This window comes from Aquimixticola soesokkakensis (genome assembly GCF_900172375.1).
GTDB classification, from domain to species: Bacteria; Pseudomonadota; Alphaproteobacteria; order Rhodobacterales; family Rhodobacteraceae; genus Aquimixticola; species Aquimixticola soesokkakensis.
In genome coordinates this window covers 141602-158215 of record NZ_FWFS01000007.1, presented here as the reverse complement: position 1 = coordinate 158215, position 16614 = coordinate 141602, and the positions used below count along the sequence as shown (strand labels likewise).

Annotated in this window: 14 protein-coding genes; 4 read left to right on the top strand and 10 right to left on the bottom strand. The window is 62.4% G+C overall.

The genetic code is table 11. The annotated features are described in order from the left end of the window. Nucleotides 1-8: 8 nt before the first annotated feature. Nucleotides 9-1403, bottom strand: coding sequence for a magnesium transporter (mgtE, locus tag AQS8620_RS10345; RefSeq protein WP_085836816.1), 1395 nt, complete (start codon nt 1401-1403; stop codon nt 9-11). Between the two features lie 165 nt (nt 1404-1568). Here mgtE and guaD point away from each other — a divergent pair, with 165 nt between their 5' ends. Continuing rightward, nucleotides 1569-2918: a guanine deaminase gene (gene guaD, locus AQS8620_RS10340; RefSeq protein ID WP_085836815.1), complete on the top strand. Its 1350-nt coding sequence runs from the start codon at nt 1569-1571 to the stop codon at nt 2916-2918. Here guaD and AQS8620_RS10335 read toward each other — a convergent pair. The 4 genes from AQS8620_RS10335 to AQS8620_RS10320 form a co-directional block, all read right to left on the bottom strand. Further along, nucleotides 2915-3430: a CAP domain-containing protein gene (locus AQS8620_RS10335; protein ID WP_085836814.1), complete on the bottom strand. Its 516-nt coding sequence runs from the start codon at nt 3428-3430 to the stop codon at nt 2915-2917. The genes guaD and AQS8620_RS10335 overlap by 4 nt on opposite strands. A 41-nt stretch (nt 3431-3471) precedes the next feature. Further along, nucleotides 3472-4818, bottom strand: a complete 1347-nt coding sequence (locus tag AQS8620_RS10330; protein WP_085836813.1) for an 8-oxoguanine deaminase — start codon at nt 4816-4818, stop codon at nt 3472-3474. A 43-nt stretch (nt 4819-4861) separates the two neighbouring features. Beyond that, on the bottom strand, nt 4862-5668 hold the full coding sequence (gene hisN, locus AQS8620_RS10325) for a histidinol-phosphatase (RefSeq protein WP_085836811.1): 807 nt from the start codon (nt 5666-5668) through the stop codon (nt 4862-4864). 181 nt (nt 5669-5849) lie between these two features. Continuing rightward, a complete protein-coding gene (locus AQS8620_RS10320; protein WP_085836809.1) occupies nt 5850-6224 on the bottom strand; it encodes a helix-turn-helix domain-containing protein in 375 nt (124 codons plus the stop codon). Between the two features lie 438 nt (nt 6225-6662). Between AQS8620_RS10320 and AQS8620_RS10315 the strand changes: the two genes are divergently transcribed. After that, on the top strand, nt 6663-8789 hold the full coding sequence (locus tag AQS8620_RS10315; protein ID WP_085836807.1) for a malate synthase G: 2127 nt from the start codon (nt 6663-6665) through the stop codon (nt 8787-8789). A 44-nt stretch (nt 8790-8833) separates the two neighbouring features. On the opposite strand, the gene AQS8620_RS10310 is transcribed toward AQS8620_RS10315, so the two are convergent. Further along, nucleotides 8834-11380, bottom strand: a complete 2547-nt coding sequence (locus AQS8620_RS10310) for a hybrid sensor histidine kinase/response regulator (RefSeq protein WP_159453231.1) — start codon at nt 11378-11380, stop codon at nt 8834-8836. Nucleotides 11381-11433: 53 nt separating this feature from the next. Further along, nucleotides 11434-12018, bottom strand: coding sequence for a putative pterin-binding protein (locus AQS8620_RS10305; protein WP_085836802.1), 585 nt, complete (start codon nt 12016-12018; stop codon nt 11434-11436). 194 nt (nt 12019-12212) lie between these two features. Here AQS8620_RS10305 and AQS8620_RS10300 point away from each other — a divergent pair, with 194 nt between their 5' ends. Together AQS8620_RS10300 and AQS8620_RS10295 are read left to right on the top strand one after the other, a co-directional pair. Next, nucleotides 12213-12836, top strand: coding sequence for a response regulator transcription factor (locus tag AQS8620_RS10300; protein WP_085836800.1), 624 nt, complete (start codon nt 12213-12215; stop codon nt 12834-12836). 97 nt (nt 12837-12933) lie between these two features. Beyond that, nucleotides 12934-13695 carry a siderophore-interacting protein gene (locus AQS8620_RS10295; protein ID WP_085836798.1) on the top strand — a complete coding sequence of 254 codons (762 nt, stop codon included), beginning with the start codon at nt 12934-12936 and terminating at the stop codon, nt 13693-13695. Nucleotides 13696-13775: 80 nt separating this feature from the next. Here the strand turns inward: AQS8620_RS10295 and AQS8620_RS10290 are convergent, their stop codons facing one another. Genes AQS8620_RS10290 through AQS8620_RS10280 form a run of 3 tightly spaced genes read right to left on the bottom strand, consistent with a single transcriptional unit; the run spans nt 13776 to nt 16578 of the window. Next, the gene (locus tag AQS8620_RS10290; RefSeq protein ID WP_085836796.1) at nt 13776-15080 is read right to left on the bottom strand and encodes a TRAP transporter large permease; all 1305 of its coding nucleotides are present in this window, start codon (nt 15078-15080) and stop codon (nt 13776-13778) included. Then, a complete protein-coding gene (locus tag AQS8620_RS10285; RefSeq protein ID WP_234990447.1) occupies nt 15077-15547 on the bottom strand; it encodes a TRAP transporter small permease in 471 nt (156 codons plus the stop codon). The genes AQS8620_RS10290 and AQS8620_RS10285 overlap by 4 nt, the downstream gene beginning before the upstream one ends. 38 nt (nt 15548-15585) lie before the next feature. Further along, complete coding sequence (locus AQS8620_RS10280; protein WP_085836794.1) at nt 15586-16578, bottom strand: TRAP transporter substrate-binding protein; 993 nt, start codon at nt 16576-16578, stop codon at nt 15586-15588. Between the last annotated feature and the right edge of the window lie 36 nt (nt 16579-16614).

Sequence of the window (16614 nt, the reverse complement as noted above, 5' to 3'; positions counted from 1 at the left end):
GGACCCTGTCACAACAGCACGATTCCAGCCAATCCCAAAAATGCGAAAAATCCGACGATATCCGTCACGGTGGTCACGAAAGCCCCCGAGGCAAGCGCCGGATCGACGCCGATCTTTTCCAACACCACCGGCACGCCGATCCCCGCAAGCCCTGCAACCACAAGGTTGATGACCATAGCGGTCGCGATGACAAATCCGAGCGCGGGTGAGCCGAACCACACGATGCCCACCGTCCCCATGATCGCCGCGAACACAAGGCCGTTGGCCAGCCCGACCATCACCTCGCGCCGGATCACCCGCCAGACGTTGTTGCCGGTCAAATCGCGCGTCGCGATCGAACGCACCGCCACCGTCAGCGCCTGCGTGCCCGCATTGCCGCCCATGGACGCGACGATGGGCATCAAGACCGCCAGCGCAACCATCGCCGAAATCGTGTCTTCGAACTGTGCGATGACCATCGAGGCCATGATCGCCGTCACAAGGTTGACCGCGAGCCATGGCAGGCGCTGTTTGACGGTATCAAGCACGCGGTCGGCCAGCGAACCGTCGCCAACCCCCGCCAGGCGCATGATGTCTTCCTCATGTTCCTCATCCAGCACCCGGATGGCGTCATCGATTGTGATCACACCGACAAGCCGTTCGGCCTCATCGACAACGGGCGCCGAAATCAGGTGGTACTGGTTGAAGGCATAGGCCACATCGCCTTCTTCCTCGGTCACCTCGAAGGTACGAAACCCCTCTTCGGCGATCTCGATCAACGGGCGCGAGCGCGGCGCCCCGAGCATCTTGCCCAGCGTCACCTGAGCAACGGGTTTCATGCGCGGATCGACGAGGATGATGTGGTAGAAATCTTCCGGCAGGTCCTCTTGCGAGCGCATGTAGTCGATCGCCTGCCCCACCGTCCAATGCTGCGGCCCCATCACCACTTCGCGCTGCATCAAACGACCGGCGGAATATTCGGGGTAGCTGAGCGACTGGACGACCGCGACCCGATCGCTCAGCGTCAGCGCGTCCAGAATGGCGTCTTGTTGCGGCTCGTCGAGGGTCTCGATCAGATCGACCACATCGTCGGAATCAAGTTCGCGCACAGCATCCTGCAGAACCTGCGGCGACAAAAGCGGGATGACTTCCTCGCGGATGCTTTCGTCAAGTTCCGACAGGATTTCCCCGTCGAATTCGCCGCCATACAATTCGATCAGGCGGCGGCGGTCGTAGGAATTGATCTGTTCCAGAAGGTCGGCGATATCCGCCGCGTGCAGCGGTTCCATCTGCTCGCGCAGCGCCTCGGCGTCCTGCGTTTCCACCGTATACATGATCGCGGCAATTTTGCGCGGATTCAGCGCGTAGCTGTCATCCTCCTGATCGTCATGCGCGACGTGGTCGATCCGTTCTTCTTCGCTCATACCCTGCCTCTCGAAACTGACGTGGCGCTGTTTTGCCAACCTTAGTTGAGGACCCGCACAAGCAACAGGGGGCTGTAACGCAATTCTCGCTGCGGCTGCATTGTTGATTTACCTCGCTGCGCGCTTTGCCTACTCCTGTTCAAAGAGAGATGGCAGGAGCGCGACATGAGTGGCACGAAATTGATCCTCGGACAGGTGCTTGATCTGGTGGCCGACCCCTTCAAGGCGCCTCTGGGCGAGGCCCATGTGCTGCACGAAGCGCTGGTGGTGGCGCAGGGCAAGATCGCCGCCCTTGGCACCAAAGCGAACCTGCGCGCCGCCTATCCCGAGGCCGAGATCCTAGACCACGGGCACGCCCTCATCCTCCCCGGCTTTGTCGATGCCCATGTCCATTTCCCCCAGACAGGCATAATCGCAAGCTGGGGAAAGCGGTTGATCGACTGGCTCAACAGCTACACGTTTCCCGAAGAGATGCGCTTTGGCGATCCTGCCTATGGCGCTGAAATTGCAGCGCTGTACCTCGATCTTGTGCTGTGTCACGGCACCACCAGCGTCACAAGTTTCTGCACCATTCACCCGGCCTCCGTCGACGCGCTGTTCACGGCAGCCCAGGAACGCGGCATGGCCGTGGTCGCGGGCAAAACCTGCATGGACCGCGACACGGCCCCGCCGGGGCTGCGCGACACGGCCCAATCGGCCTATGACGACAGCCGCGCGCTGATCGAACGCTGGCATGGCAAAGGCCGCGCGACCTACGCCATCACGCCGCGCTTTTCGCCCACCTCCACGCCCGATCAATTGGCCGCCCTGGGCGCGCTATGGGCCGAGCACCCGAGTTGCCTCATGCAGACACACCTGAGCGAGCAAACCGATGAAATCGCTTGGGTGCGCGGGCTTTACCCGCAGGCGCGCGACTATCTTGATACCTATGAGGCGCATGGGTTGCTGGGCGCAGGCGGGCTTTATGGCCACGCGATCCATCTGGTAGCGCGCGAAATCGACCGGCTGGCCGAAGTGGATGCGAGCGTGATCCATTGCCCGACCTCCAACACATTTATCGGTTCGGGCCTTTTCGATATGGCGGGCCTTCAGGCGCGGGGCCTGCGCATCGGACTGGCCACGGATACCGGCGGCGGCTCGTCCTTTTCGATGCTGCGCACAATGGCGGCGGCCTATGAAATCGGCCAGTTGCGCCACGCGCCACTGCACGCCGCGCAGCTTTTGTGGCTTGCCACCGCAGGATCGGCCCAAGCCCAGCACCAAAGCGGCGACATCGGCACGCTTGCGGTTGGATCGGTGGCGGATCTTTGCGTGCTCGACCTTGCCTCGACCCCCGCCATCGCCCAGCGCGCCCAGCGCGCGAACGACATTTGGGAAGCGGTGTTTCCAACGCTCATGATGGGCGACGACCGCGCCCTGATCGAAACCTATGTGGGCGGTGTCGCGCGCCTTAGCGCTGCGCGCGCACGGCTCGCGCGGCCCCGTTCCAGCCCCCGATCCGCTCCCCTGTCCTAACAGGGCGCCGCAAAGACCATCACCCAATACCCGCCGTCGGTTTTCGCAGCCCCAACAGCCTGCCCGCGCGGGTCGAGAATATTCGTGCGGTGCCCCGCAGAGGCCATCCAAGAGGCGGTCACCGCCGCCACGCTGGGCTGGCCTTGTGCAATATTTTCAGCAGCGTAGCAGGCCGAATACCCCGCCGCTGCGATCCGTTTGACATGGGTGCTGCCCGAGGGTGATTTATGCGCAAAATAGCTGTTGGCCTGCATGTCTTGCGCGTGGCGCACCGCGGCTGTCGTCAGCGCGGGATCCGCGACCAAAGGGGCAATGCCGCGGGCGCTGCGCTCGGCGTTTATGGCGCGGACCATCGCAGCACCCTCGCTGCTCAGCGCCTCTTGTGCTGTGGGGGTCGTGCTGGCGCGCACTGTCGGCTGCGCCGGAATAACGATGGGAATACAGGCCGATAGGGCCAAAGCCACCCCGAAAACCAAACCCGAACGGGTGAGACCGGAAATGTTAAGCGCCATGGGATGCCTCCTTTTTCAAACCAGATGAGCCTTTGTAAATGTCAGCCCTGCTCTGCAAGACTGCGCGCCAAGCGACGCTGGTCTTCCAGCACAAGCGGCAAATCCACCGTCGCAAGCCAGCCGTTCTTGACAATATGATTGCCCTCGACAAACAGATCACGCACCGAGGTCGGCCCCGCCAAAAGCAGCGCAGCGGGATCCCAGCTTCCGGCGCTTTCGATATCGCTCACGTCCCAGATCGCCAAATCCGCGCGTTTGCCCACAGCGATCTGACCGATATCGGTGCGCCCCAAAACCTGCGCGCCCCCGCGGGTGGCAATTTCCAGAGCCTCGCGGGCGCTCATTTTATCCGCCCCGAAGGCCACACGTTGCAACAACATGGCCATCCGCGCTTCGGCCATCAGATTTCCGGCATCATTGGAGGCCGAGCCATCCACCCCGAGGCCCACAGATACCCCCGCATCGCGCATCTTGCGAACCGGCGCGATACCCGACCCGAGGCGGCAGTTGGAACAGGGGCAATGCGCCACACCGGTGCCGGTTTTGGCAAAAAGCTCGATCTCGCTGACATCCAGTTTGACACAATGCGCGTGCCACACATCGGGACCAACCCAGCCAAGGCTTTCGGCGTATTGCCCCGGGCGACAACCGAATTTTTCCAGAGAATAGGCGATATCCTCGTCGTTTTCCGCCAGATGGGTGTGCATCATCACCCCCTTGTCGCGCGCCAGAAGCGCCGCGTCGCGCATCAATTCGCGGCTGACGGAAAACGGCGAACAGGGCGCGGCGGCGACGCGCACCATCGCGCCCTCGCTGGCATCGTGGAAGCGGTCGATCACGCGAATCGTGTCGGCAAGGATGGCCTCTTCGCGTTCCACCAGACGATCCGGCGGCAAGCCGCCAGCGCTTTCCCCGATCGACATCGCGCCGCGCGTCGCGTGCAACCGCACCCCGATTTCACCCGCCGCATGAATGGTGTCATCCAGCGTTGACCCGTTGGGAAAAAGGTACAGGTGGTCAGAGGTGGTCGTGCAGCCCGAAAGCGCGAGTTCCGCAAGCCCCGTGAGCGCCGACACCCGCATATGTTCGGGCGTAAAGCGCGCCCAGATCGGGTAGAGCCGCTGCAACCAGCCAAAAAGCAGCGCATCCTGTGCGCCCGGCACCGCGCGCGTCAGGGTTTGGTACAGATGGTGGTGCGTGTTCACCAGGCCCGGCGTCACCACGCAGCCGCGCGCGTCGATGATCTGCGCGTTATCATCATAAAGCTGCGCTCCGACTGCCTCGATCCGGCCGTCACGGATCAACACATCGGCGCCGTGCAATTCGCGCCGTGCGTCGTCCATTGTGATCACAGTCTGCGCGCCGCGCACCAAATAGCAGCGTTTCATCGGGTTCTCCGTCAAATGCGTCCCGCGAAAACCGACCGCGGGATCAGAAGGTCGACAACACAGCAAGCGCCTGCGCATGAAGGGCCTTGTTTGCACAGGCCAGAACGCGCCCGCCATCATGGGCAGGATTTCCTTGCCAATCCGTTACGATTCCCCCCGCCGCTTCGATCACCGCAATCGGGGCCAGAATATCGTAGCTTTGCAGCCCCGCCTCGATCACCAAATCCACCTGCCCCGCCGCGACAAGCGCATAGGCGTAGCAATCCATCCCGAAACGGGTGAGTTTGACGCGTTGCGACACCGCCTCGAAACCGGCCCGCTCCTGCGCCGTGCCAACCTCGGGAAAGGTCGAAAACAGGAATGCCTCGGAGAGATCGCTGACCTGGCGCGTTTCAAGAGCCTGCGTGCCGCGCGGACCGGCCAGCGTCGCGCGGCCCAAACCGCCCTCGAAGCGCTCGCCGATATAGGGCTGATCAACGATGCCATAGATCGGCCCGGCCGCATCGCGCAGCCCGATCAAAACGCCCCATGTCGGTGTGCCCGAAATAAAGCCCCGCGTGCCATCCACCGGATCAAGCACCCACGTATAGCCCGATGTACCGGCTTCGAACCCTGCTTCTTCCCCCAAAATCGCATCCTCGGGGCGCATGTCGTGGATAAGCGCGCGCATCGCGGCCTCTGCCCCCTTGTCGGCTTGGGTGACGGGGTCGAAATCCGCGCGTTTGGACTCTGTGGCCAACCGGTCGGTGCGAAAATACTGCAAGGTGATGTCGCGCGCGATGTCAGCGGCAGCATGGGCCGTAGCAATCAGCGCGGCGCGGGTTTGCGGATCGGGCAGGTTGCTTGGCATGTCGGTCGCCCTTTTCAGCGCTGTCAGTTGCTTTGGGGGTAAAGAAGCCCGCCTAAAGCGTCAAGTCCGCAGCAAGGCGCCCCCCTGAAACGGCAATGCCCTGCGCGACACAGGCTCTACAAACGACAAAGGGGACAGCCTGCGCCATCCCCTTGATCACGTTGAACTGTGGTCGAGAAGCCTATGCAACGTCCGACAACACGCGGGCCAGTTCGAACAAACGGCGGCGCTGGTTTTCGGGAATCGAATAGTAGGAGCGCACCAATTCCAGCGCTTCTTTATCGGCAAGGATATCTGCGGGCGCGCTGTCGAGCTGCGCGGAAGGTTCGCGTGCGGCGTTTTCAACGCCTTCAAAAAAGAAGGCCACCTGAACACCGAGCGCCTCAGCAATATCCCAAAGACGCGACGCCGACACGCGATTCATGCCCGTTTCGTATTTCTGGATTTGCTGAAATTTAATGCCGACTTTTTCCGCAAGCTGCTGTTGCGTCATTCCGACCATCCAGCGACGATGCCGCACACGTTTTCCGACATGAACGTCTACAGGATGTTTCATTGGCGGCTCCTTATTAATTTCGAACACATTACCTTATGCGTGTGTAGCAGAAATCCCGAAAAAAGGTCAGTCCCTCAACCTGTCTTTTTGGACAGGACTCCTGACCCCTTTCGAAGGAGCCTGTTATCATTGAATAATTTGCCAAATTTTCCTGAAAATTGACCGCACAAAAAAATATCACCTTGCAGGATGCGCTAAACTTAGACGTGTTTCGCAAATAGCTTCGCAAAATGCGAATACAACCTGGCCGCGATTTACCCCGCAAAAACTGCCCGCTGCGGCGCCAAAATGCCGCAAAGCAGCATTTTGACCCGGTCCCAGCGACAATCCCAGAGTCAATCGTGGTCCCTGTCGAAATTTTGGGCGCGGCCTGCGTTTGCTATTTCAAATTCTGTCGTGACTGTCACCATAGGCACACCACAGCGGTACGGAGGCCCCATGACCCACTATGTAGAACGCGCAGGCTTGCAGGTCGCGCAAGAGCTCGCGACCCTCGTCGAAGAGCAGATCCTGATCGACATTACTCCAACCGCCTTTTGGGCGGGATATGCCGCGCTTCTCGCCGATCTTGCCCCCGTCAACGCCGCGCTCCTCGCGCAACGCGACCATTTGCAACGCCAGATCGACGATTGGCACATCGCCCATCGCAGCGCCCCCTTCGATGCACAGGCCTATCGCGCCTTTCTGGGCGAAATCGGCTATCTTGTGGCCGAGCCCGCGCCCTTCACCCTCGAAACCCGCAATGTCGATGCGGAAATCGCCCAGATCGCCGGACCGCAACTGGTGGTGCCGGTGATGAACGCGCGCTTTGCCCTGAACGCGGCGAATGCCCGCTGGGGGTCGCTCTATGATGCGCTTTATGGCACCGATGCCATCGCGGGCACGCCGCAGGGCAGCGGCTTTGACGCGGCGCGCGGTGCGAAAGTGATCGCCTGGGCGCGCGCGCATCTCGATGTGGTGGTGCCTCTTGCCCAAGGCTCCTGGGCCGATGTGCGCGCGATGGAAGCGGGCGAAACGCTGACGCTGACAACGCCCGCGGGGGCAACCCCGCTCAGAGACCCCGCGCAATTTGCCGGTTCGACCGCTGCGGGCCATGTGTTTTTGCGCGCCAACGGCCTGCTGATCGAAGTGGTCGTGGACCGCGACAGCCCCATTGGCAAAGCCGACCCCGCAGGCATCAGCGATCTGCGCCTCGAAAGTGCCCTGACCGCGATTCAGGACTGCGAAGATTCGGTGGCCGCCGTGGACGCCGCGGACAAATGCGTCGCCTATGCCAATTGGCTGGGCCTGATGCGCGGTGACCTGAGCGAACGGTTCGAGAAGGGCGGCAAGATGCTGACCCGCCGCCTCAACCCCGATGTCACCTTCACCGCCCCCGATGGCACAAGCGTCACCCACCCCGGGCGGGCGCTGTTGCTCGTGCGCAATGTCGGCCATCTCATGACGACCGATGCGGTGCTGATGGCGGGCAAGGAAACGCCCGAAGGCATGCTCGACGCCGCTGTGACCGTGGCCGCCGCCCTGCATGATCTGGCCAAACCTGCCAATAAAAACTCGCGCGCCGGGTCGATTTACGTCGTCAAACCCAAGATGCATGGCCCCGAGGAGGTTGCCTTTGCCAATACGCTTTATGCGCGGGTCGAAGCCCTGCTGGGCCTGCCCGAAAACACCGTGAAACTGGGCGTGATGGATGAGGAACGGCGCACCTCAGCCAACCTTGCGGCCTGTATCGAGGCGGTCAAAACCCGCTGCGTCTTTATCAACACGGGCTTTCTGGATCGCACGGGCGATGAAATCCACACCTCGATGCAGGCCGGTGCCGTCATTCCCAAGGGTGAAATGGCAACATCCGACTGGTTGCCCGCGTATGAGGCGGGCAATGTCGACACGGGGCTTGCTGTTGGCATGCAGGGCCGCGGGCAGATCGGTAAAGGCATGTGGGCCAAACCCGACATGATGGCCGAAATGCTCGAGGTGAAAATCGGCCACCCCCAAGCGGGGGCAAACACCGCCTGGGTTCCCTCGCCCACCGCGGCCACGCTGCATGCCACGCATTACCACAGGATTGATGTCGCCGCCGTCCAGGACGGGTTGAAAACGCGCGCCAAAGCCAGCCGCGCGGCGTTGCTGACCCCGCCCCTGCTTTTGGGCCGCAACCTGTCGCCCGAGGAGATCACGCGCGAGCTGGACAATGCCTGCCAGTCCATTTTGGGCTATGTCGTGCGCTGGGTCGATCAGGGCGTGGGATGTTCGAAAGTGCCTGATATCAACGATGTCGGACTGATGGAGGACCGCGCCACCCTGCGCATTTCCTCCCAGTACCTCGCCAACTGGTTGACCCATGGCATCACGACCCGGGACGCGGTCGAAGCCGCTTTCCGCCGTATGGCCCCCAAAGTGGACGCCCAGAACGCCGCCGATCCGGCCTATGTGGCCATGGCCCCCGCCTTTGACGGGATTGCCTTTCAGGCGGCGCAGGCTCTGGTCTTTGAGGGGGTGTCGCAGCCTTCGGGCTACACCGAACCGCTACTGCACGCCGCCCGCCGCCGCGTCAAAGCGACATAGAGCCACAAAGGGGCGGCTTGGCACCAAGCGTCAAACCGCCCCGCTCAGGCCTGTTCCAGTTGCCGCGCAAGCCGCGCCTGATCAAGCTGCATCACCAGCGCCGCGCCGCGCAAAAACTCCAGCCAATCCGCGCCGCGCAGGGTTTGCACCTCGATCAAAACCGCTGCCATGGCCTCATAGCCCAACATCTGCAGCGCCCCCGCGATGCGATGGGCCTCACGGCGCAGCGCCTCTTGCTCGGACTCCGCTGCGCCAGAGAGACCCGCGCGCGCCACGGCTTCTGCCCGCAGGGCAAGCGCCGCCAAGCCCGCGCTGGTGTCGCGCAACAAAGCGGTGGTCTGCGCCTTGGGCTGGCCGTGATCTTGCGGCAGATCCACCACATCGCGGTCCTGCGCGCACTGCGCGAGCCGACGGTGCAACACCGCGCGCGTGAAGGGTTTTGCCACCAGCCCGTCCATACCGGCAGCGGCGGTTTCAAAGCGCAGCTCGTCGCTTGCATGGGCCGTCACCGCGACGATCAAGGCGCCGCGCGACACCCCGCCAAGGCGCAGACAGCGCGCCGCTGCAATGCCCCCCAAACCCGCCATGCTGACATCCATCAAAATCACGTCGAAGGCCTGATCATAGGCGGCGCGAATGGCCGCCAGACCATCGTCGGCCTCCACCACCGCGCCTTGGGCGAACATGGCGCCGACCAACTGGCGGTTCACCGGATTATCGTCCACAACCAGAACCTTGCCCGCAAATTCAGACGGGTCTGGCGCGATATCGTCCTGCGCAAAGGGCAACGTGAGGGTGAAACAGCTGCCCTGGCCGAGCGTACTTTCGAGCGTCATCGCGCCGCCCATATCCTCGGCGGCGCGGCGCGCGATGCTAAGCCCCAGCCCCGTTCCGCCCAAAGCATTGCCAGAGCCCTCAACCGGCAGGGTCACGAAATCGTCGAAGATCCGGCGCTGGTCGGCCGGGGCAATCCCTGCGCCCTCGTCGCGCACCGCGATCTGCAACGCGCCCTCCCCCTTGCCCGCCACGCGGCGCGCCACAACCGCGATTGCCCCATCGCGCGTGAATTTGATCGCATTCGAGATCAGGTTTGACAGCGCCTTTTGATAGGCATCAGGGCGCGACACCATGACCGCAGGCGCGTCCCAATCAAGCGTCAGCCGGTTGCCGCCCTGACTGGCCAAGGGCGCAAGCTGCGCCACCAGCCGCTCTGTGGCGGCACGCGCGTCAAACCGCTCGGACGGCAGCGAAACGCGCAAGGCGGCCGGCATCGCCTGAGCGCGGGTGATATCAAGCACACTCTCGATCTGCGCCAGCGCCTGTTTCGCACTGGAGCGCGCCAGCCCCAACAGGGGCTGCGCCCCCGCCCCCAAAGCGGTCTGCCCCGTTTGAGGCGCATCCTCGAGCAGGTCGAGCGCAGCGATCACCCCATGCATCGGCGTGCGCATCTCATGGCTCATCACCGCCAGAAACCGGCTTTTGGCATTGGCGTCCGAGCGGGCCTGCACAAGGGCGGCCTTGATTTTGCGCCGCGCTTCGAATTCGGGGGAAATGTCGCGCACAAAGCAGATCACGATGTCGCGCCCCTGCGTGTCTTGATCCCGGGTCAGGGAAATTTCCACGGGAAACACGCGGCCGCGCGCGTCGAGGGCGCGTGTCGGAAGACGGCGGATGTCACCGCTCTGCGACAGGCCAGTCGATCGGCCTCTGGAGGTTTTTTTTGCGGCCGGCTCAAGCGCCAAAGCCGCGCGAAATGCCTTGCGCCGCGCCGGTGGCACCAGATGTTTCTCGACCGGACGCCCCAAAATCGCCCGCGGCGAATAGCCAAACATGGCCTGCGCGGCGGCGTTATATTCGATCACCCGCATCCGGTTATCGAGCACGACAACCCCGTCCGGACTGGCAGCAATGGTCTTGGCAAGGTTGGAGGCCAGACGTTGGGTGCGCGCATTGCGATCCCGGTTCTGACGCAGCAACACCAGCATCACCAAAGCCGCCGCCGTCGTCACCGCCATCAAGAACAGGCTCACGCCAAGATAGGTCTGCAACGATCGCTTGAGCGAGCGGCGCTGGCTGATCGTCCCGTCCACAAAGCCGTGCAACCCGTCCAGCACCAGCCCGCGCACATCCGCGCGCCCAAGATCCGCGCGCGCACTCAGCTCGTCGAGCATTTGCGCATCCGCCACAGATGGATCGTCGAGAAGATCCACAAAATCGGCGCGCAGTTGCAGAACGTTTTGCAGCCGCGCCGTGGTTTGCGCCGGATCGGAGAGGTTCATCGCCGGCCCCGTCACGGCGGAGACGCGGCTGTAGAAAATGTTGAAGGCCAAATCGAGCGATTGACGGTCCGCCAGCGCAAGGCCCTGCGCGCGATCTTCCTGCGGCGCAGTCGCGTTCAGCGCGAGCTGCGCGCGGGCAATCGCAAGGCGAAAGCTTTGGAAATCAACGTCGAGCTGCACGAAGCTCCAGGTCATATTGTCCGTATCGGCCACCGAAAGTTCGCGCGCGCGCTGATCCAACTGGATCGCCAACCCCAAGGAAAGCGCCGCCGCAAGGCCCAGAGCCAGCGAGGCCAGAATGGTCAATCGCACCACCGACATCCAGCGACGGTTCCAACGGCGGCGCCAGCGGCGGGCGGGCACCCTCATGTGGGCGCGCGGGCAGGACTCACGCGGATGCCGACGAGTTGCCAGATGCTCATCGAATAGGCCCCGCCCTCGCGGTACAATTCTTCGCTATCATAGGGGAACACCACCCACAGCGGCCCAAGGTCACGCACCGAAAACGGCGCGCCGTTGCGCAGCAGGGCAATGATGGGAAACTTGGCCGACAACAGGTCGTGGTCAACCGTCACCTGATAGTCGTTGATCGCCCTCATGTCGATCTGCGCGCCCTGCGGCACCTCGCCCAAGAGCGACAGGGTGTCAGCCAGGGTTGGCCCCGTGAAGGACTCGCGCCCCTCGGTCCAGATCGTGGTGGTCGAGAATGTGGTTTGCGGCAGCGCCAGCAAATCCGCCCGCGTCAGCGACAGGTTTTTTGCGCCCTCTCCCGCCAGTTCGAGCGTCAACAGGATCTCCTCGGAGGGCGCCGGCGCGACCGCCTGCAAGCGCGGATTTTGCGGCCCGAGGGGGGAATGCGCTTGGGCATGGGCGCTCTTGGCAAGAAAAAGGCCCATCGCCACACCACATAGCGCCGCGATCCTGAGCCCCGCCCAGACCTGCCCCCGCATTTGGTTAAGCTCTTTAGGCCAAAGGTTTTTCCACGCCATACTTTGCCACCCTCTACGTCCACCTGCCAAACCGTGACATGTTTTCGCCTGTTTTGCGCGCAAAATCCAGACATGTTCGCATTGCCCAGAACATGGCGATAGTATCTACAGCAAGAACCACTCCCCGTCCTTAGGCCACCGGACTTACGACCTTCATGCCCGACTCCACCACGCCCCTTTCGATCCTGCTTGCGGATGACCACCAGATGGTCTGCGATGCCCTCAAACGCGTCTTGAGTGAGGATCACGGGTTTCAGGTCGACATCGCACATGACCTCGAGGGCACCTTGCGCGGCCTTGCGACGGGCGCCTACGACGTGGTCTTGCTGGACCTGTCAATGCCGGGAATGGACGGGCTCGCAGGGCTGCGCCGGGTCGTTTTTGCGGCCCCCGACAGCCATGTGGTGCTCTTCTCCGGCAATGCCGATGACCGCACCGTCTGGGCAGCAATCGATGCGGGGGCCAAAGGCTACATCCCCAAATCCCTGAGTTCCCAGAGCCTTGCCAGCACCCTGCAACTGGTGGCCTCCGGCCAGCAGTTCGTCCCCCTGTCCGTGTCGCGCAGCGCGGCATTGCGCACTGAAAACACACCGCTGTCAGCGCAGGAAATCCATATCCTGACCTCGGTGGCCAACGGGAAAACCAACCGGGAAATCGCGTTGGATCTGGAGTTGGCCGAGATCACGATCAAGGTCAAAATGCGCGCGATTTGCACACGTTTGGGGGCAAAGAACCGCACCCATGCGGCGATGCTCGCAAAGCTCGACAACCTGCTTTAACCGCGTATCCCCCGCATTCATCCCCTGAAAAACCTTGCCCTTTCGCGATTACCTGTCTATTTTAGTAAGGAATAATCAGGGCCGCGAAAGGACCGAGATGAGCGATCTTCTACACGACACCACACCCGCCCCGCGCATCGAGCGCCACCGTCACGAATTGGTGCGCCGCGCGGCAACCGTCACCGCACTTGAGCGCATAACCCCCAACATGCTGCGCGTCACCTTGAGCGGCGCGGAGCTTGCCGGGTTTGTGTCCAGCGCGCCGGACGACCACATCAAAATCTTTGTGCCCGATGGCACAGGCGATGAGGCCAAACGCGACTACACACCGCGCAGCTTCGACGAAGCATCGGGCACGCTGGTCATCGATTTCGCGCTGCATGACGCGGGCCCTGCAACGCAATGGGCGCTGGAGGCCAAAGTCGGCGACACGCTGCGTATCGGCGGGCCGCGCGGCTCGCAGGTGATCACGGGCGACATCGACCATTGGGTCTTGCTGGGCGATGAAACCGCCCTGCCCGCGATTGGCCGCCGGATCGAGGAAGCTGCCAAAGGCACGCGGATCACCGCCGTGATCGGCGTCACGGGCCCGCAGGAGGAACAGCAGTTCGACAGCGCCGCAGATGTCAGCGTCCTCTATGTCCACCGCGCCGATCCCGCCGATCCTGCGCCCATGGTCGCCGCGCTTGCGCAAGTGGCCTTGCCGCCCAGAACCTTTGTCTGGATTGCGGCCGAAAGCACCGTGGCGCGCGCCCTGCGCAGCCATTTGCTTGACGCACGCGGCCACGCTTTGCCCTGGCTCAAGGCCTCCGGCTATTGGGTCAAAGGCGAGGCCGACGCCTCCGACAAAGGGCTCTAGCCCCCGTTTCAGGGTACAAAAAGCCCCCCGCGCAGACCGCACGGGGGGCTTTTTCATGTCTCACGCCTCGAAGTCGCGCGTTACCCGAACATCGTGTCGGGAATAAAGGTCGCGATGGGCGGGAAGATGATGATCAGCAACAAGCCGACAATCATCGCCAGCAGAAACGGCAACACACCTTTGAACACGGTTGCCATCGGCACGTCCTGGGCCACGCCTTTGACGACAAAGACGTTCAACCCGACGGGCGGGGTAATCATGCCCATTTCGATCACGATCACCGCCACCACCCCGAACCAGATCGGGTCAAACCCGAGCTGCTGGATCACGGGGAAAACAATCGGGATCGTCACAACCAACATCGACAGACCGTCAAGGAACATGCCCAGAACGACATAGGCCAGGATGATCACCAGCAAGGTGCCATACGCCCCCAAACCCCAGCCCACCAGCGCATTGCCCAGCGTTTCGGGAATGTGGGTCACCGCCAGAAACGGGTTCAGGATATTCGCGCCGATCACGACCATATACAGCATGGCCGAGGTCTTAAGCGTTTCCAGCACCGCGCCACGAAACCCGGCAAAGTTGATTGCACGGGTGCCAAAGGCAAGCAAAACGACCAAACCGGCGCCGATGGCTGAGGCCTCGACAGGGGTAAAGACCCCCGCGTAGATACCGCCGATCGACAGGGCGATAATGGCCAGAAGTGGCGCAGCGCGCCCGAGCACTTTAAAGCGCTGGCTCAGCGGCACATAATCGCCGCGCGGCCCTGCCTTGGGGTCGATGTAGCTGATCAAGACGATGGTGCTGATGAACAGGGTCATCAACAACAGCCCCGGCAAAATACCGGCCATGAACAGACGGCCCACGGATTCTTCGGTGAGGATCGCATAGAGCACGAAGCCCGTCGAGGGCGGGATCAAAAAGCCCAAAGTGCCGCCAGCGGCAATCGCGCCCGTGGACAGGCTGTCGCCATAGCCCAGACGTTTCATTTCCGGCAGCGCAACTTTGCCGATGGTCACAGCCGTGGCCACCGAGGAGCCGGACACGGCGGAAAACACCGCGCATCCAAGGACGGAGGCCGAGGCAAGCCCGCCGCGAAACCGCCCCACCCAGGCAAAGGCCGCATCATACAGGCCGCGCGAAAACCCCGCCGCCGACGAGATATTGCCCAACAGAATGAACATCGGCACAACGATCAGCGAATAATTCGACACCGCCGAATAGCTTTCGGTGAGCACGACAGCGCTGGCCGCGCGCGATCCTTCGAGAATCCAGAGGCCGAAATAGCCCACGATCATCATCGCAAAGGCCACAGGGGTGCGGAAAATCATTAGCGCAAACAGGCCAAAGACCCCCAGAACGCCTACGAGAAGTGGTGTCATGTCCGAACCTTTCCCGTCAAGATGAGCACGAGCTGGACCAGAAGAACCACGACGCAAAGCGCCATACCGGCGGCAATAAAGGCGTAGAAGGGCCAAATCACGATGCCAAGCATATTGGTGGTGTCACTGTATTCAAACGCGTCGAGCGCTTTGAAAAACGCGCGTTGCGACAACACCCCGAGCACGAAAGACGACAGGAGGCGCGACACGACATCGCCCACAAACCGCCCCGTCGCGCCGATGGCGTTGTCCAGAACATCGACGCCGACATGCGCGCCCTGACCGGTGCAATAGGGCAGTGCCAACATGACGACAACGACCGAGGTCAGCTGCACAACTTCGTTCACACCCAGAATTGGATGACCGAACATATAGCGGGAAAAGACAGCGACGAAGATGAGCACGAGCATACCCACCAGCGCCACGCCAGCCACCGCCGCGAGGGCGAGTTGGGCCCGGTCGAACACGAACGACCAGGCCCCTTTTTGCTGCTGCGTTTGCACGATCAGTCGGCCGAGAACGCTTCGATGACTGCTTCGGCGTCGCCACCAGCCAGTGCTACGATATTGTCGTTTTCAGCTTCCGACAGAACGTCAAAGGCCGCCGCTTCGGCCTCGGTCAGCTCGATGACCTCTTTTCCTTCGGTGGCCGCAAAGCCCGCAATGCCTTCTGCCGCGACACGAACCTGCATCGCTTCGCCGTTGTCGGAGGCCGTGCGGCCCGCGGCATCGATGGCAGCTTTCTGTGCGTCGGTGAGATCCTCGTAGGCGTCGTTGTTCATCAGGATGAAGAACGGCGAGATCGTCGTTTTCATACCCATGGTGACGTAGTTTGCGACTTCGCCCAGTTTGAACGCGTTGATGCCGGTGCCGTCGATCATCGCGCCGTCAATCACCCCGGTTTGCAGCGAGTTGTAGATTTCCGAAACGGGCATCGACACGGGCGATGCGCCCCAGGCTTCGACAATCAAGCCGGTGTTGCGCGAGGGAACGCGGATTTTCATGCCGGCCAGATCGTCGGGGCTACGCACCGCCTTGTCGCGGGTGAACAGGATGTTTTCGGCCGAGGCCCACAGCGCGACCAGATGGGTGCGGCGGTATTCGGGCATCAACAAATCGATGTTGTTCCAGATTTCGGTGGTGCCTTTGCCTTCTTCGACCACGCCGGGCAACTCGGTGAGCAGCGTCAGCGGAAAGTTGGACGCGGTATACCCCGGAAGCGAAATCGCGAGTTCGGCCACACCATCAACGACACGGCTGTATTGTTCGACCGGGCCTGCGCCAAGTTCGCCGCCGTTGTAGAGCTTCACGCTCACTTCGCCCGCAGTGCCCTCGGCCACAGCGTCCGCAAACGGCTGGAAGGTGGTTTCGACATAGGGGTGCCCCGGCGGCATGAAGCTTGCGAACTTCAATTCCTCCGCGGATGCGCTTGCAACAGCAAGCGTCGATGTCACGGCCGATGCGACCGTCAAAGTCGTGATAAGTTTACGAACAAACATAGTATCCTCCCTCTCCTAAGGCGGGGCTCATGCCCC

Coding starts and splice junctions, on each gene's coding strand:
- mgtE (WP_085836816.1), bottom strand. CDS start 1,403: ATGAGCGAAGAAGAACGGATCGACCACGTCGCGCATGACGATCAGGAG.
- guaD (WP_085836815.1), top strand. CDS start 1,569: ATGAGTGGCACGAAATTGATCCTCGGACAGGTGCTTGATCTGGTGGCC.
- AQS8620_RS10335 (WP_085836814.1), bottom strand. CDS start 3,430: ATGGCGCTTAACATTTCCGGTCTCACCCGTTCGGGTTTGGTTTTCGGG.
- AQS8620_RS10330 (WP_085836813.1), bottom strand. CDS start 4,818: ATGAAACGCTGCTATTTGGTGCGCGGCGCGCAGACTGTGATCACAATG.
- hisN (WP_085836811.1), bottom strand. CDS start 5,668: ATGCCAAGCAACCTGCCCGATCCGCAAACCCGCGCCGCGCTGATTGCT.
- AQS8620_RS10320 (WP_085836809.1), bottom strand. CDS start 6,224: ATGAAACATCCTGTAGACGTTCATGTCGGAAAACGTGTGCGGCATCGT.
- AQS8620_RS10315 (WP_085836807.1), top strand. CDS start 6,663: ATGACCCACTATGTAGAACGCGCAGGCTTGCAGGTCGCGCAAGAGCTC.
- AQS8620_RS10305 (WP_085836802.1), bottom strand. CDS start 12,018: ATGCGGGGGCAGGTCTGGGCGGGGCTCAGGATCGCGGCGCTATGTGGT.
- AQS8620_RS10300 (WP_085836800.1), top strand. CDS start 12,213: ATGCCCGACTCCACCACGCCCCTTTCGATCCTGCTTGCGGATGACCAC.
- AQS8620_RS10295 (WP_085836798.1), top strand. CDS start 12,934: ATGAGCGATCTTCTACACGACACCACACCCGCCCCGCGCATCGAGCGC.
- AQS8620_RS10290 (WP_085836796.1), bottom strand. CDS start 15,080: ATGACACCACTTCTCGTAGGCGTTCTGGGGGTCTTTGGCCTGTTTGCG.
- AQS8620_RS10280 (WP_085836794.1), bottom strand. CDS start 16,578: ATGTTTGTTCGTAAACTTATCACGACTTTGACGGTCGCATCGGCCGTG.